Genomic DNA, 14,277 nt, shown 5'->3' on the forward strand with positions numbered 1-14,277 from the left:
AAGGTACGCCTCAAAACCATTGCCCTGAAGTACCCGAGGCAGGAGCGCACATGGCCGACGACATCGCACCCGTGCCCGTATCCGCACCCACACCGCCCGCCGGTGCCGGCGTCGGCACCGGCAAAAAGGACACGGGCGCCGCAAAGGACGCGGGAGCGGACTACCTGGAGCGCCGCACGCTGCGCCGGGGCAGCGCCGGCTGGCTCCTGCTCACCGGTCTCGGCGTGGCCTACGTGGTCTCCGGCGACTTCTCCGGCTGGAACGTGGGCCTGGACAAGGGCGGCTTCGGCGGTCTCGCCATCGCCACCGTGCTCATGGGCGCCATGTACGCCTGCCTGGTGTTCTCGCTCGCCGAGCTGTCCACCATCCTGCCCACCGCGGGCGGCGGCTACGGCTTCGCGCGGCGCGCGCTGGGCCCCTGGGGCGGCTTCCTGACCGGCACCGCCATCCTGATCGAGTACATCCTGGCCCCGGCCGCGATCGTCATCTTCATCGGCGACTACGTCGAGTCGCTGGGCCTGTTCGGCCTCACCTCCAGCTGGCCGGTCTACCTCGGCTGCTTCGTCGTCTTCATCGGTGTGCACCTGTGGGGCGTCGGCGAGGCGCTGCGCTTCAGCCTCATCGTCACCGCCATCGCCGTGGCGGCCCTGCTGATCTTCGCGGTGGGCGCGTTCACCGAGTTCGACGCAGGCAGGCTGGACGACATCGCGGTCGACGCGACCGCGTTCGGCGCGAGCTCGTGGCTGCCCTTCGGCGTCCTCGGGATCTGGGCGGCGTTCCCCTTCGCCATGTGGTTCTTCCTCGGTGTCGAGGGCGTGCCGCTGGCCGCCGAGGAGGCCAAGGACCCGGTCCGCTCCATGCCCAGGGCGCTCGCGATCTCCATGGGCATCCTCGCGCTGCTCGCCCTCGTCACCTTCTTCGCGGCGACCGGCGCGCAGGGCTCGGACGCCATCAAGGCCGCCGGGAACCCGCTCGTCGTCGCCCTGGAGGGGGACGACGGGCCGACCGCGCTGAGCCGGTTCGTCAACTACGCGGGCCTGGCCGGACTCGTCGCCTCCTTCTTCTCCCTGATCTACGCCGGCTCGCGCCAGCTCTTCGCGCTCTCCCGGGCCGGCTACCTGCCCCGGTTCCTGTCGCTGACCAGCAGCCGCAAGGCGCCGTACCTGGGCCTGGTGATCCCCGGGGCGATCGGCTTCGCGCTCGCCGCGGCCACCGGCAACGGGGCGCGGATGCTCAACATCGCCGTCTTCGGCGCGACCATCTCGTACGCGCTGATGGCCCTCTCGCACATCGTCCTGCGCCGCCGGGAGCCGCACCTGGCGCGCCCCTACCGCACGCCGGGTGGCATCGCCACATCGACGGCCGCCTTCCTCCTCGCCCTGTCGGCCCTGGTCGCCACCTTCCTGGTGGACAAGGACGCGGCATTCATCGCACTGGCCGTGTACGCGGCCGCCCTGGCCTATTTCGCGATCTACAGTCGGCACCGTCTGGTGGCCTCGGCGCCGGAGGAGGAGTTCGCGGCCCTGGCCGCGGCCGAGGCCGAACTGTCCCGCGACTGAGGCCCCGTCGCCCGGTCGCCCCGTCGCCGTCGCCCGTCTCCTCACCCCTTCCCCGGAGGTAAGCACCGTGCCCAGGCCGCTCATCGGCATCACCACCTACGTGGAGGAGTCCACCCGCTACGGCGTGTGGGACGTCCCCACGGTCCTCACCCCGACCGGCTACCACGAGCTGGTGCAGGCGGCGGGCGGTGCGGCCATGCTGCTCCCGCCGGACGAACCGGAGTCGGCGGCGGAGGTGCTGAGCCGGGTGGACGGCCTGGTCGTCGCGGGCGGCCCGGACGTCGATCCGGTGCGGTACGGCGCCCCGCGCGACCCCCGCACCGGCGCTGCGGCGACGGTACGGGACACGTGGGAACTGGCGCTGATCGGGGCGGCGCTGGAGCACGGCGTACCGGTGCTGGGGATCTGCCGCGGGATGCAGGCACTGAACGTCGCGCTCGGCGGCACGCTGGTCCAGCACATCGACGGGCACGCCGAGGCGCCGGGCGTGATGTCCTGGCACCCGGTCCGCCCGGTGCCGGGCACCCGGTACGCCGCGCTGGTGCCGGAGGAGGCGCAGGTCCCGACGTACCACCACCAGTGCGTGGACCGGCTCGGCCGCGGCCTGGTCGTCTCGGCCCACGCCGCCGACGGCACCGTGGAGGCGGTCGAACTCCCCGGCGGCGACCAGTGGGTCCTGGGGGTCCAGTGGCACCCGGAGCGCGACAAGGACACCCGCGTGATGGCCTCCCTGGTCGAGGCGGCCCACACCACGGTCGCGGTGGGCTGACCGGCCCCACCCCCGGCCGCCGTACGGCGGCCGGGCCGGCGTCAGGGCGTCGAGCGGGTCAGCGACAGCAGGTCGCGGGCCGGGCCCGCCGGGCGGGTGCCGGCGGGCCACACCGCCCGCAGCTCACGGCGCAGCACCGCGTCGGCGACCGGCACCTCGACCAGGCGCCGGGCGGCGAGCTCGTCGACCAGCGCCAGTTCCGACAGCACGCACGGCCCCGCCCCGCTCACGGCGGCCGCCTTCACCGCGGTCGTGGAGGCCAGTTCCAGCAGCGGCGCCGCCGCACCCCCGTACGCCGCCAGCCCCGCGTCCAGCACCTGCCGCGTGCCCGACCCCCGCTCCCGCAGGATCAGCGCCGTGCCCGCCAGCTCCCCCGCCGGCACCGGCGCCGACCGCCGGGCCCACGGGTGCCCCGGGGCGACCACCACCACCAGGCGGTCCTGTGCGATCACCACCGACCCCAGCCCGTCCGGCACGGTGACGCCCTCCACGAACCCCAGGTCCGCCTCGTGCGCCAGCACCCGCTCGGCGACCAGTGCCGAGTTGCCCGCCAGCAGCGACACCGCCGTGTCGGGCCGGGCCGTGCGCAGCGCGATCAGCCAGCCCGGCAGCAGGTACTCCGCGATCGTCATGCTCGCCGCCACCCGCAGCCGCGAGTCGCGCCGTCCGCGCAGCGCCTGCGCCCCGGCGTCGAACGCCTCCGCCGCCTCCACGATCCGCCGCGCCCAGTCCGTGACCAGCGCGCCCTGCTCGGTCAGCCGGGAGCCGCGCGGCGACCGGTCCACGAGCGCCACGCCCAGCCGTACCTCCATCGCCCGGATCCGGCTGCTCGCCGCCGGCTGGGTGATGCCCAGCTCGCGGGCCGCGGCCCCCAGGCTGCCGAGCCGGGCCACCGCCAGCAGCAGCTCCAAGGCGCCCAGGTCCGGGACCCGGTGGGAGAGCGGGGCCGCGGGAGTCCGGGGGTCGTGCGGGGGAAGGTGCGCGCTACTCATAACGTCAGTTTATGACCTCATAGGAAGGGGACGTCTGCCGCCCGCTCCCGCCCCGCGCGAGGGTGAGGACATGGCCACCGTCATGCAACCCCGCCCCCAGACCTCCCGCCCCGGCACCACCCCCGCCGGCGGCGCGCAGGTCCCCTCCCGGCGCCGACTGCCGGCCCTGCGCCACATCGGCCCGAACTGGTACGCCTGCGTCATGGGTACGGCGATCATCGCGAACGCCGGCGCGGCCTTCCCGTACGCCATACCCGGCCTGCACGTCGCCTGCCGGGTGATCTGGGCCCTGTCGGCCCTGGCCCTGGCCGTCGTGCTCACCGCCCGCGCCGGGCACTGGCTGCACCACCGCGACCAGGCCCGCGCCCACCTCCTCGACCCGGCCGTCGCCCCCTTCTACGGCTGTCTGGCGATGGCCCTGCTCGCCGTCGGCGGCGGCACGATGATCATCGGCAAGGAGGTCATCGGCGAGAGCGCCGCCGTCGCCGTGGACGCCGTCCTGTTCACCGCCGGCACCGCCCTGGGCCTGGCCGCCGCCGTCACCGTCCCGTACCTGATGGTCGTACGCCATAAGGTCGAGCCCTCCCAGGCCAGCCCCGTGTGGCTGCTGCCCCTGGTCGCCCCCATGGTCTCCGCCGCGCTCGGCCCGCTGCTGATCCCCCACCTGCCCGCCGGCCAGGCCCGCGAGGCCATGCTGCTGGGCTGCTACGCGATGTTCGGGATCAGCCTGCTGGCCACCCTGCTCGTGCTGCCGCTGATCCTCGGCCGGCTGATCGTCGGCGGGCCCCTGCCCCTGGCGCTGACCCCGACCCTGTTCCTGGTGCTCGGCCCCATGGGCCAGTCCGTCACCGCCGTGGGTCAGCTCGCCGACCAGGCCCCGCTGGCGATCGGCCCCCACCACGCCGATGCCTTCGCCGCCTTCGCCGTCGTCTACGGCGTCCCCGTCATGGGCTTCGCGCTGCTGTGGCTGGCGCTGGCCGTGGCGATGGTGGTCCGCGCCGCCCGGTCCGGCATGGGCTTCGCGATGACCTGGTGGGCCTTCACCTTCCCCCTGGGCACCTGTGTCACCGGCGCCGAGGGCCTGGCCCGGCACACCGGCCTCGCGGCCTTCGACTGGCTGGCGGCCGCCCTGTTCGCCGCCCTCGTCCTGGCCTGGCTGGCCGCCGCCGTCCACACCCTGCGCGGCCTGGCCGACGGCAGCCTCCTCACGGGCCCCCGGCCCGCCCAGGCCGCCGCCGCTCGCTAGCGGCCAGGCCTGGTGGAACCCGCCGCCCGCAGTGCGTTCGCCAGCACTGCGGGCGCTTCGGCGAGCGAGGGCCCGTACCAGGTCAGGTGGCGGCCGCTGACCAGGGCCGCGGGAATCCCGGGGAAGGCCTCGGGCCCGTCCTGCGCGGTGAAGCGGTACGGCTCGTCGGGCAGCACGACCAGGTCGCAGCCCGAGGCGGCCAGCTCCGCCGCCGGCACCTTCGGATACCGCTCGGGATGGCACCCGTACGCGTTGACCACGCCCAGCCGGGCCAGCAGGTCCCCGGCGAAGGTGTTCCGGCCCAGCACCATCCACGGCCGCCGCCACACCGGCACGAACGCCCGCCACGCGCCCACCGGTTCCACCCGCGCCCACGCGGCCTCCGCGTCCGCCAGCCAGCCCGGCCGGGGCAGCCCCAGGGCGCCGGTCAGCAGCCGGTCCAGCTCGCGCAGCGCCTGGGGCAGGTCGCGGATCTCGGTCACCAGCACCGGCAGCCCGGCCGCCCGCAGCGCCGCCAGGTCCGGGGCCCGGTTCTCCTCCTCGTTGGCGATCACCAGATCGGGCCGCAGGGCCACGATCCGCTCCACGTCCGGGTTCTTGGTGCCGCCGACGCATACGGCGTCCAGCCCGGCCGGGTGCGTGCACCAGTCGGTCACCCCGGCCAGCGTCCCCGGTGGTGCGCTCGCCGCCACCGCCTCGGTCAGCGACGGCACCAGCGAGACGACGCGGCGTACGGACATCAGTGGCCCGGCGAGGGCGGCTCGGCGGTCGCGTGGATGTGGTCGGCGACCCCGACGACCAGGATCCGGGTGTCCTCGGTGGCGGCCCGCCAGCGATGGCGCACCCCGCCGGAGAGGAACAGCGCGTCACCGCGCTCCAGCCGGTAGGCCCGGCCCTCCGCCTCCACCTGGCAGGCGCCGGAGACCACGTACATCAGCTCGTCGTTGCGGTGCTGGTACTCGCGGCCGGCGTCCTGGTCCCCGGTGAACTCCAGGGCGTGCAGCTGGTGGTGCCCGCGGACGAGGGGACGCACGCCCGGCACCGGTACGGCGCCCTCGGGGCGCTCGCCGCCCTCGGGACGCTCCGCACCGGGTCCGAAGTCCTCCGCGGCCCGGACGAGGTCCACCGTGCGCGCGGTGTCGGACGCCTCCAGCAGCTCGACGGCCGTGGTCTCCAGCGCGTCGGCGACCCGCTCCAGGGAGCGCATGCTGGGCCGGGCCCGTTCGTTCTCTATCTGGCTCAGGAAAGGAACCGACAGTCCGCTGCGCGCCGACACGGCGGCGAGGGTGAGCTGGAGCGCGCGGCGCCGCTTGCGCACGGCCACGCCCACCCGGAGCGGATCCCTGGCGTCCTTTTCCTTTTCCTTGTCGTCCATGGCGGGGCTGCCCTCCCCTTGTCCGTCGCACATCGGTGTGCTGTAAGCACCTTACGCAGCATTCGCCCGGCATTTCGCGCGCACGGGGCGACCGCGCTACGCCGCCGGTGAACTCCAGTGGCGCTCCGGTCACTGTCCGTGGCGTACGGCATGATCGGGGCGTGACCCGACGTCTGATGCTCCTCGACACCGCCTCCCTCTATTTCCGCGCGTACTTCGGGGTCCCGGACTCCGTACGGGCCCCCGACGGGACCCCGGTCAACGCCGTGCGCGGGCTGCTCGACTTCATCGCCCGGCTGGTGCAGGACCACCGCCCCGACGACCTCGTGGCGTGCATGGACGCCGACTGGCGGCCGCAGTGGCGGGTGGACCTGATCCCCTCGTACAAGGCGCACCGGGTCGCCGTGGAGACGGCGGCCGGGCCCGACGAGGAGGAGATCCCGGACACCCTGGCCCCGCAGGTGCCGGTCATCGAGGCGGCGCTGGACGCCTTCGGGATCGCGCGGGTGGGGGTGGCGGGGTACGAGGCGGACGACGTCATCGGCACGCTGACGGCGCGGGCGAGCGGCCCGGTGGACATCGTCACCGGGGACCGCGACCTCTACCAGCTGGTGGACGACGCCCGGCGGCGGCGGGTGCTGTACCCGCTCAAGGGTGTGGGCACGCTCCAGGTGACCGACGAGGCGCTGCTGCGGGAGAAGTACGGCGTGGACGGGCCGGGGTACGCGGACCTGGCGCTGCTGCGCGGGGACCCGAGCGACGGGCTGCCCGGCGTACCGGGCATCGGCGAGAAGACGGCGGCGAAGCTGCTGGACGCGTACGGGGACCTGGCCGGGATCATGGCGGCGGTCGACGACCCGAAGTCGAAGCTGACCCCCACGCAGCGCAAGCGGCTGGACGAGTCCCGGCCGTATCTGGCGGTGGCGCCGAAGGTGGTGCGGGTGGCCTCCGACGTGCCGCTCCCGGCGTTCGACCCCGCGCTGCCGGGTGCGCCGGCGCACCCCGAAATGGTGGACGCGCTCGCCCAACGGTGGGGTCTGGGAGGAGCGGTTTCCCGTCTCAGCGGGTCACTTCGCGCCTGACGTGCTAGCTTAGGCTAACCTAAGTTTCAGGGGAGTCAGGGGATACGCCGTGGCCGAAGGACGCGCCCGTACAGTCGGAACCGCAATCGTCATGCGCACCGAGCGGCTCACGCCGCACATGGTGCGGATCGTGCTGGGCGGTGACGGGCTGGCCGGCTTCGGCGCGGGCGAGTTCACCGACCACTACGTGAAACTGCTCTTCGCGCCGGAAGGCGTCTCCTATCCGCTGCCGTGGGACCTGGAGCAGATCCGGGCCACGTTCCCGCGGGAGCAGTGGCCGCGGCAGCGGGCGTACACGGTACGGCTGTGGGACCCGGCGCACCTGGAGCTGACGATCGACTTCGTCGTGCACGGCGACGAGGGCCTGGCCGGCCCCTGGGCGGCCCGCGCCCGGCCCGGCGAGCGGGTGTACTTCCTGGGCCCCGGCGGCGGGTACGCCCCGGACCCGGCGGCTGGCTGGCACCTTCTGGTGGGCGACGAGTCGGCGCTGCCGGCGATCGGCGCGGCGATGGAGCGGATGCCGGCGGGTGCCGACGTGTACGCCTTCGTCGAGGTCGACGGTCCGGACGACGAGCAGAAGATCGCGACCCCGGACGGGATCACCCCCGTATGGGTCCATCGCGGGCCCCGCCCGGTCGGCGAGGCCCTGGTCGAGGCGGTGACCTCGCTCGCGTTCCCCTCGGACGACGTCCACGCCTTCGTCCACGGCGAGGCCGGCTTCGTGAAGGACCTCCGCCGCTTCCTGCGCCTGGAGCACCAGGTGCCGCGCGAGCGGCTGTCGATCTCGGGCTACTGGCGGCTGGGCGAGACGGACGAGGGCTGGCGGGCGATCAAGCGGGACTGGAACGCCCGCGTAGAGGCCGAACAGGAGTCCTGACCCGGGAGCTGCGCCCCCGAGCCCCGGGGCCCTCGGACCGCCCCGGTCCCGGACCCACGGTGCACCGGTCCCTGACCTCACGTGGCGCCGAGCCCCCGGGGCCTTCCCGGCCAGCCTGGCCCTCCCCGGCCCCGGCCCTGCGGGGCTTTTCCCCACCCCGCCCCTTCCCGAACCCGGGGCTCCGCCCCGGACCCCCGTTGCGCTCAAACGCCGCGCGGGCTGACATACGCGGCCGCAGCCGCCGACGGCGCCCCGCCCCCGCCGGGGCCACCCGCACCCGACCGACGACCCGCACGGGTGGTGCGGGCGGGAACCCCGGCCCGCGCGCAGCGCGGGACGCACCCGCCCACCGGGCCCGCAGACGCCCACGGCCCGCACAACCACGCAGACGCAGCCCGCCGGGCCGGCCGGAGCCGGCCGCGACCGTTCCGCCGCGCCCAGCGCAAACGCGCGGCCCGCGTGACAATGGGCCCATGCGTATGCCGCGCGCGCCGGTGGTCGCGGCCACCGTCGGCCTTGTCGTCACCCTCGCCGCCGGACCGGCGGCCGCCGCGCCCGGCCCGCCGCCGCCCCCGCGCCCCCAGATCACCGCCGAGGCTGTGCGGACCGCGCTCGGCCGCCTCGACGCCACCGTCGCCGACGCGATGCGCCGCACCGGCGTCCCCGGGGTCGCCGTCGCCGTGGTGCACCGGGACAAGGTCGTCCACCTCAAGGGCTACGGCGTACGTGAGGCCGGCCGGACCGCGGCCGTCGGCCCCGACACCGTCTTCCAGATCGCCTCCCTCTCCAAGCCCGTGGCCTCCACCGTCGTCGCCGGCACCCTCACCGACGCCGCCGGCTGGGACCGCCGCACCGACCTCCCCGGGTTCGCCCTGAAGGACCCCTGGGTCAGCGCCCACGTCACCACCGCCGACCTCTTCTCGCACCGCAGCGGCCTGCCCGACCACGCCGGCGACCTGCTCGAGGACCTCGGCTACGACCAGGCGTACATCCTCGACCACCTCCGCCTCGAACCCCTGGACCCCTTCCGCGCCAGTTACGCCTACACCAACTTCGGCCTGACCGCCGCCGCCGAGGCCGTCGCCCGCGCCCGCGGCACCACCTGGGAGAAGCTCAGCCAGGACACCCTCTACAAACCCGCCGGCATGACCCGTACCGCCACCACCTACCAGGCGTACGCCGACCGGTCCGACCGCGCCGTCACCCACGTCCGGCGCGCCGACGGCAGCTGGGCGCCCGGCCCCGCCCGTGTCCCCGACGCCCAGGCCCCGGCCGGCGGGACCAGTTCCACCGCCCGCGACCTCGCCCGCTGGCTGCGGCTCCAGCTCGCCGACGGCGAGCTCGACGGCCGGCGGATCATCGGCGCCGCGCCCCTCGCACGGACCCACGTCCCCGAGATCGTCTCGCAGCCGCCCGCCACCCCCACCGCCCGCGCCGGCTTCTACGGACTCGGCTGGAACGTCTCCTACGACGACGCCGGCCGCCTGCGCCTGAGCCATTCCGGCGCCTTCGACCTCGGCGCCAACACCAACGTCACGATGCTCCCCCTCGAACAGCTCGGCATCGTCGTCCTCACCAACGGCCGGCCCGTCGGCCTGGCCGACGCTGTCGCCCTGGACTTCTTCGACACGGCCGAACACGGCAGGCCCACCACGGACTGGCTGACCCTGGCCGCCGGGCTCTACGCCCAGCAGGACCGGGCGGCCCGCTCCCCCACCGACTACGCCCACCCGCCCGCCGGCGCCCGGCCGGCCCGCGCCGCCGACGCCTACACCGGGACCTACGCCAACCCGTACTACGGCCCGCTGACGGTCACCGCCGACGACGGCGCGCTCACCCTCGCCCTCGGCCCGAAGCCGCTGCGCTTCCCCCTGGCCCACTACGACGGCGACACCTTCAGCTTCGAGACCACCGGCGAGAACGCCGTCGGCCGCACCGGGGTGTTCTTCAAGGACGGCACGGTCCGCATCGAGTACCTGGACACCAACCGCCTCGGCACCTTCACCCGCACCTCCTGACGCCGCCGGGCCCTACCCTTGGCCTCGATGAGACGCCGTACCCCCCGACCCACCCCGCCCCTGCCGCAGCGCGACGGCATCGACCCCATCCGGCTGCGCCAGCCGCCGCAGGCCTCGTACAGCACCGTCGGCGCGTTCCTGACGGCCCACTACGCGGGCGGCGCCGGGGCGGAGGCGATCGCGCGGCTGCTCGCGGACGGCCGGGTGTACGCCTCCGACGGCCGGGCGGTGCGCGCCGGGGACCCGTACGAGCCGGGCGGCTCCCTCTGGTTCCACCGCGACCCGGCGCCCGAGACCCCCGTGCCGTTCCCGATCCGGGTCGTGCACCGCGACGAGCACCTCCTCGTCGTCGACAAACCGCACTTCCTGGCCACCACCCCGCGCGGCAGTCACGTCACCCAGACCGCTCTCGCCCGGCTGCGCCACGAGCTGGAGCTGCCCGAGCTCTCCCCCGCACACCGCCTGGACCGGCTCACCGCCGGTCTGGTGATGTTCAGCGTCCGCCCCGAGGACCGCGGCGCGTACCAGCTCCTCTTCCAGGCGCGGCGGGTGCACAAGGAGTACGAGGCGATCGCCGCCCACGACCCGGCCCTGGCCGCCACCCTGCCGCGTACGGTCCGCAGCCGGATCGAGAAGGTCCGCGGGGTGGTGGCGGCCGCCGAGATCCCGGGCGAGCCGAACGCCGAGAGCCGCATCGAACTCCTCGACCACACCGACCGCCTGGGCCGCTACCGCCTCACCCCGCACACCGGCCGCACCCACCAGCTGCGCGTCCACATGAACAGCCTGGGCCTGCCGATCCTCGGCGACCCGGTCTACCCCGAGCTCACCGACCCGGCCCCGGACGACTACCGCCGCCCCCTGCAACTCCTCGCCCGCACCCTGTCCTTCACCGACCCGGTCACCGGAGCCGCACACCGCTTCGAGAGCGGGCTGAGGCTCCGGGCCTGGTACGACTACCCGGGCTGGGCGGCGTAGCCCGGCCCCTGCGGTCCTCCTCCCTCGCCCGCTCCCCCGCCCGCTCAGCGCAGCAGGCCGATCAGCGTGTCCGCGATCAGGACGGTCAGGGTGAGCGTCGCACCGAACGCGATGCCCGCCCGCATCAGTACGGCGGCCGGCGCGGCGCCGCCCGCCCGGGCGAGCAGCGCCGCGCCGATCGCGGTGAGGACGGCCGGCAGGAGCACGGCCCCGGCGACCAGCAGGGTCAGCGCGACGACGACGGAAACAGACATCTCGGTACCTCCGTGGGTTCGTTCTCGACGGGACGAAGATGGCGAGTTCCGCGTACGGCGGGGTTCGGCGGACGAAAATGAACACACTGAACGGGTGCGTGGGGGAGGGTGCATGCCGGAGACCGCCGAGGAGGCGCTGGCCGCGCTGCGGGACGTGCTGAACGAGGCGAAGGGGCGCTCGGGGCTCGCGCGCAAGGACCTGAAGGCCAGAACGGACACCGCGGGGACGCCGGTGGGGCTGACGACGATCAGCCAGGCCCTCAACCCCGGCAACCCCGTCCCGACGTGGCGCACGGTGGCCGCCCTCGCCGGGGCCCTGCGCATCGACGCGGCCGGCCTCGACCGCCTCCGGGAGCTGTTGTCGCGCGCGGAGGGCCGCCCCGGTCAGGCCGCCGTACCCGACCGGACCGCCACCGTCTCGGAGTCGGGCCCCCGGCTGCTGGAGGTGCACCCGGCGCTCCTGCCCCGCGGGGCCGCCGCGGACGACCCGCCGCGGATCCCCTTCCTCACCCCGTACCTGCGCCGGCCCCACGACGACGAGCTGGAGCGGAGCCTGCGGCCGGCCCTGGACGGCACGGCGTCCGTGCTGGTCGTGCTCACCGGTGGCTCCTCCACGGGGAAGACCCGCGCCCTGTTCGAGGCCCTGGCCCGCCTGGCGCCGGGCCACCCGCTGTGGCGCCCCGCGCACACCGCCGACCTGATGGACCTGCTGGAGGCGGACGGACCGGGCCTCGGCCCCGGCGGTGTGCTGTGGCTCAACGAGGCGCAGCGCTTCTTCTACGGGGGCCGGGCCGAGGAAGCGGCCGCCGCCCTGCGCCGACTGCTGCTCACCCGTACCGGGATCATCGCGGCCGGCACACTGTGGACGGAGCCGTACTGGGAGGAGCTGGTCCGGCCCGCGGTGGCCGGGGATCCGCACAGCCAGGTCCGCGCGCTGCTCCAGGCCCCGGTCACCCGCAGGATCGCCGTCCCCGGTGAGCTGACGGGCGCCGAGTCCGGCCGGTGGGAGGAGCTGGCGCGGTCCACGGGCGACACCCGGATGGCGGACGCGGTCCGGGCCGGGGCCGCCGACGGCAAGGTCGTCCAGCACCTCAGCGGGGGCCCGGAGCTGCTGGACGCCTATCTGATGGGCCCCGGCGGCCACTTCACGCACGCGGAGCACGCGCTGGTCACCGCGGCCGTGGTCGCGCGGGAGCTCGGCCACCGTACGGCGATCCCGCGGGCCCTGCTGGCCGAGGCCGCCGACGCCGCCCTGGCCCCACGGCTGCGGCCCGCCGACGCCGACTGGGCGCGGGCCGCCCTGGACGCCCTCACCGCGGGCGTGCGCCCGGACGGCCGGCGTACCGACATCCGCCACACCCTGACCGCGCTGGTGGCCGTCCGGTCCGCGGCCGGCACGGAACCGGCGTACGAACCGGCCGACTACCTCCACCAGGCCCTGCGCGCCCGGCGGGCGGTACCGCAGGCCTCCCCCGCGCTCTGGGACGCCCTGACGCGGCACACCCGGGACCCGGACGACCTGAACCTGCTCTCCCTCGCCGCGCAGAACGGCGACTTCGTCAAGCAGGCGGTGCTGCTGCTGCGGCGCGCGACGATGGCCGGGAGCCTCCACGCAGGGCTCAACCTGTTCTTCGTCGCGCCCAGCGAGGCATGCGACGACCAGGACGTGGCGCGGTGGCTCGCGGAGCACGCCGGCCTGGACGCACCGCGGTCCGCCGCCGCGTTGTTCCGGGAGGTGCGCGAGTACGGCGATGACGGGGCCGCTGCCCGACTCGCCGAAAGAGCCGCCGCCGCGCTGGACGTCACCGACTCCGACGAGCTGGGCGAGGTCCTGGACCTGTTCCTGGAAGCCGGACTCACCGCGTCGGCGGCCGCCCTGGCCGACCGCGCCCTGCCGGGCGCCGACCCGGGCTGCCCCGACTTCGCCCGGCTGCGCTTGCGCATCCGGCTGGCCACCGGCCGCCCTCCGGCGGAACTCGCCGGCTGGGCCCGGGAGATGGCCGGGCGGGTGCGGACGGCCGAGCCTGTCGTGGTGATGCTCCTGGTCGAGGAGCTGCGGGCGGCGGACCAGGGCGAGGTGGCGGCCGCTCTCGCCGACCGTGTCGTGGCCTCGGCGGACGTCGACGCCCCGGGGGCGGTCGCCGAGCTGATGCGCTACGTGCGGGGTGCGGGGATGCCGTCGGCGGCCCGGCGCCTGGCCGTGCGGGCCGTACCGGCGGTGGAGCTGACCGACCCCGCCGAGGTCGGGGCGCTCCTGGACCAGCTGGCGGCCGCCGGACTGGCCGACTGCGTACGCGATCTGCTGGCGCGCGACCCCGTGGAACACGCCGTCGCCGGACGGGCCCACGGTGTGGTGATGCTCCTGTGGGCCCTGCGGCGGCTGGGACAGGACGGGCCCGCGGGCCGGCTGATCGACCGCACCGCTGCCGAGGTCGACCTGACCGACACGGGGTACGCGGCCTACCTCATCGAGCAGCTGCCGCTGCTGGGCAGACAGGCGCTGGTGCCGGAACTCGCCGGGCGCGCGGCACGGGAGGCCTTCGTCGGCGAGGTGGTCGCACTCGGCTTCCTGCTCCGCACCCTGCGCTCCCTGGGCCGGACGGACGAGGTCGCGGAGCTGTCCCGGCGCGCCGTCGACACGGCCCGTCCCGGCTGGACGATGGACACGGGCATCAGCATGCCCGGGTCGTTGGACCTGGAGCCGGACGTCGCGGGGCTGCTGCTTCTGCTGCGGGAAGTGGGGCAGGACGACCTGGCCGAGCGCCTGATCGACAAGGCCTCCCGCAGCGACGTCCTGGCGCGGTTCGGGACCGACTACCTGGACCGGCTCCTGCGGTCCCTGCGCGAGGCGGGCGAGACGGCGGCCGCCGACCGCGTCGCCCGGGCGGCCCCCGCGCCGGCCCCGGAGCACCAGGACGCGGACCCGCCGCGCCGCCGGTCGCCCTACGGTCTGGAGACGGACGGCTCGCCCGCCCGGCCGTGGACGTGGCAGGACCTCGACGCGCCGCGCACCGTACCGGCGCCCCGCCGCCACCTCGGCGGCGGGGACGGCCCCACGTTCGAGCCCGGCCCGTGGAACGGCTGGGAGAGGTACCAGAACAACTGAGGGCCCCCGCCCGATGACCCG

The 14,277-nt window shown here is 75.3% G+C and carries 12 protein-coding genes; 8 read left to right on the forward strand and 4 right to left on the reverse strand.

The genetic code is table 11. The features are described 5' to 3' along the window. The first annotated feature begins 50 nt into the window (after positions 1–50). Positions 51–1,559, forward strand: coding sequence for an ethanolamine permease (gene eat, locus ACZ6KO_RS23330; protein WP_469305928.1), 1,509 nt, complete (start codon positions 51–53; stop codon positions 1,557–1,559). A gap of 67 nt (positions 1,560–1,626) precedes the next feature. Next, complete coding sequence (locus tag ACZ6KO_RS23335; protein ID WP_469305929.1) at positions 1,627–2,328, forward strand: gamma-glutamyl-gamma-aminobutyrate hydrolase family protein; 702 nt, start codon at positions 1,627–1,629, stop codon at positions 2,326–2,328. A gap of 41 nt (positions 2,329–2,369) precedes the next feature. Here ACZ6KO_RS23335 and ACZ6KO_RS23340 read toward each other — a convergent pair whose 3' ends face one another. After that, positions 2,370–3,320 carry a LysR family transcriptional regulator gene (locus ACZ6KO_RS23340; RefSeq protein WP_469305930.1) on the reverse strand — a complete coding sequence of 317 codons (951 nt, stop codon included), beginning with the start codon at positions 3,318–3,320 and terminating at the stop codon, positions 2,370–2,372. A 70-nt stretch (positions 3,321–3,390) separates the two neighbouring features. Here ACZ6KO_RS23340 and ACZ6KO_RS23345 point away from each other — a divergent pair, with 70 nt between their 5' ends. Beyond that, positions 3,391–4,566 (forward strand): TDT family transporter, encoded by a 1,176-nt coding sequence (locus ACZ6KO_RS23345; protein WP_469305931.1) that lies wholly within the window; start codon positions 3,391–3,393, stop codon positions 4,564–4,566. On the opposite strand, the gene ACZ6KO_RS23350 is transcribed toward ACZ6KO_RS23345, so the two are convergent. Further along, positions 4,563–5,306: a helical backbone metal receptor gene (locus tag ACZ6KO_RS23350; protein ID WP_469305932.1), complete on the reverse strand. Its 744-nt coding sequence runs from the start codon at positions 5,304–5,306 to the stop codon at positions 4,563–4,565. The two genes, ACZ6KO_RS23345 and ACZ6KO_RS23350, sit on opposite strands and share 4 nt — an antisense overlap. Then, positions 5,306–5,941, reverse strand: a complete 636-nt coding sequence (locus ACZ6KO_RS23355) for a helix-turn-helix domain-containing protein (RefSeq protein ID WP_401449030.1) — start codon at positions 5,939–5,941, stop codon at positions 5,306–5,308. The genes ACZ6KO_RS23350 and ACZ6KO_RS23355 overlap by 1 nt, the downstream gene beginning before the upstream one ends. Before the next feature lie 161 nt (positions 5,942–6,102). Between ACZ6KO_RS23355 and ACZ6KO_RS23360 the strand changes: the two genes are divergently transcribed. The 4 genes from ACZ6KO_RS23360 (at position 6,103) to ACZ6KO_RS23375 (ending at position 10,896) form a co-directional block, all read left to right on the forward strand. Beyond that, entirely contained in the window at positions 6,103–7,023 is a 921-nt protein-coding gene (locus ACZ6KO_RS23360) for a 5'-3' exonuclease (protein WP_469305933.1), read from the forward strand. Between the two features lie 91 nt (positions 7,024–7,114). Continuing rightward, positions 7,115–7,900: a siderophore-interacting protein gene (locus tag ACZ6KO_RS23365; RefSeq protein ID WP_469305934.1), complete on the forward strand. Its 786-nt coding sequence runs from the start codon at positions 7,115–7,117 to the stop codon at positions 7,898–7,900. A gap of 473 nt (positions 7,901–8,373) precedes the next feature. Then, entirely contained in the window at positions 8,374–9,918 is a 1,545-nt protein-coding gene (locus ACZ6KO_RS23370) for a serine hydrolase (RefSeq protein ID WP_469305935.1), read from the forward strand. 27 nt (positions 9,919–9,945) lie between these two features. Further along, on the forward strand, positions 9,946–10,896 hold the full coding sequence (locus tag ACZ6KO_RS23375) for an RluA family pseudouridine synthase (protein WP_469305936.1): 951 nt from the start codon (positions 9,946–9,948) through the stop codon (positions 10,894–10,896). Positions 10,897–10,940: 44 nt separating this feature from the next. Here the strand turns inward: ACZ6KO_RS23375 and ACZ6KO_RS23380 are convergent, their stop codons facing one another. After that, positions 10,941–11,150: a hypothetical protein gene (locus tag ACZ6KO_RS23380; RefSeq protein ID WP_469305937.1), complete on the reverse strand. Its 210-nt coding sequence runs from the start codon at positions 11,148–11,150 to the stop codon at positions 10,941–10,943. A gap of 112 nt (positions 11,151–11,262) precedes the next feature. Between ACZ6KO_RS23380 and ACZ6KO_RS23385 the strand changes: the two genes are divergently transcribed. Beyond that, entirely contained in the window at positions 11,263–14,256 is a 2,994-nt protein-coding gene (locus tag ACZ6KO_RS23385; protein WP_469305938.1) for a hypothetical protein, read from the forward strand. The last annotated feature ends 21 nt before the right edge of the window (positions 14,257–14,277 follow it).

The organism is Streptomyces sp. NPDC042102, assembly GCF_055582305.1.

What these genes read in the sequence shown, in the direction of transcription:
- eat (WP_469305928.1), top strand. Translation starts at nt 51, where the DNA reads ATGGCCGACGACATCGCACCCGTGCCCGTATCCGCACCCACACCGCCC.
- ACZ6KO_RS23340 (WP_469305930.1), bottom strand. Translation starts at nt 3,320, where the DNA reads ATGAGTAGCGCGCACCTTCCCCCGCACGACCCCCGGACTCCCGCGGCC.
- ACZ6KO_RS23345 (WP_469305931.1), top strand. Translation starts at nt 3,391, where the DNA reads ATGGCCACCGTCATGCAACCCCGCCCCCAGACCTCCCGCCCCGGCACC.
- ACZ6KO_RS23350 (WP_469305932.1), bottom strand. Translation starts at nt 5,306, where the DNA reads ATGTCCGTACGCCGCGTCGTCTCGCTGGTGCCGTCGCTGACCGAGGCG.
- ACZ6KO_RS23355 (WP_401449030.1), bottom strand. Translation starts at nt 5,941, where the DNA reads ATGGACGACAAGGAAAAGGAAAAGGACGCCAGGGATCCGCTCCGGGTG.
- ACZ6KO_RS23365 (WP_469305934.1), top strand. Translation starts at nt 7,115, where the DNA reads ATGCGCACCGAGCGGCTCACGCCGCACATGGTGCGGATCGTGCTGGGC.
- ACZ6KO_RS23370 (WP_469305935.1), top strand. Translation starts at nt 8,374, where the DNA reads ATGCGTATGCCGCGCGCGCCGGTGGTCGCGGCCACCGTCGGCCTTGTC.
- ACZ6KO_RS23375 (WP_469305936.1), top strand. Translation starts at nt 9,946, where the DNA reads ATGAGACGCCGTACCCCCCGACCCACCCCGCCCCTGCCGCAGCGCGAC.
- ACZ6KO_RS23380 (WP_469305937.1), bottom strand. Translation starts at nt 11,150, where the DNA reads ATGTCTGTTTCCGTCGTCGTCGCGCTGACCCTGCTGGTCGCCGGGGCC.
- ACZ6KO_RS23385 (WP_469305938.1), top strand. Translation starts at nt 11,263, where the DNA reads ATGCCGGAGACCGCCGAGGAGGCGCTGGCCGCGCTGCGGGACGTGCTG.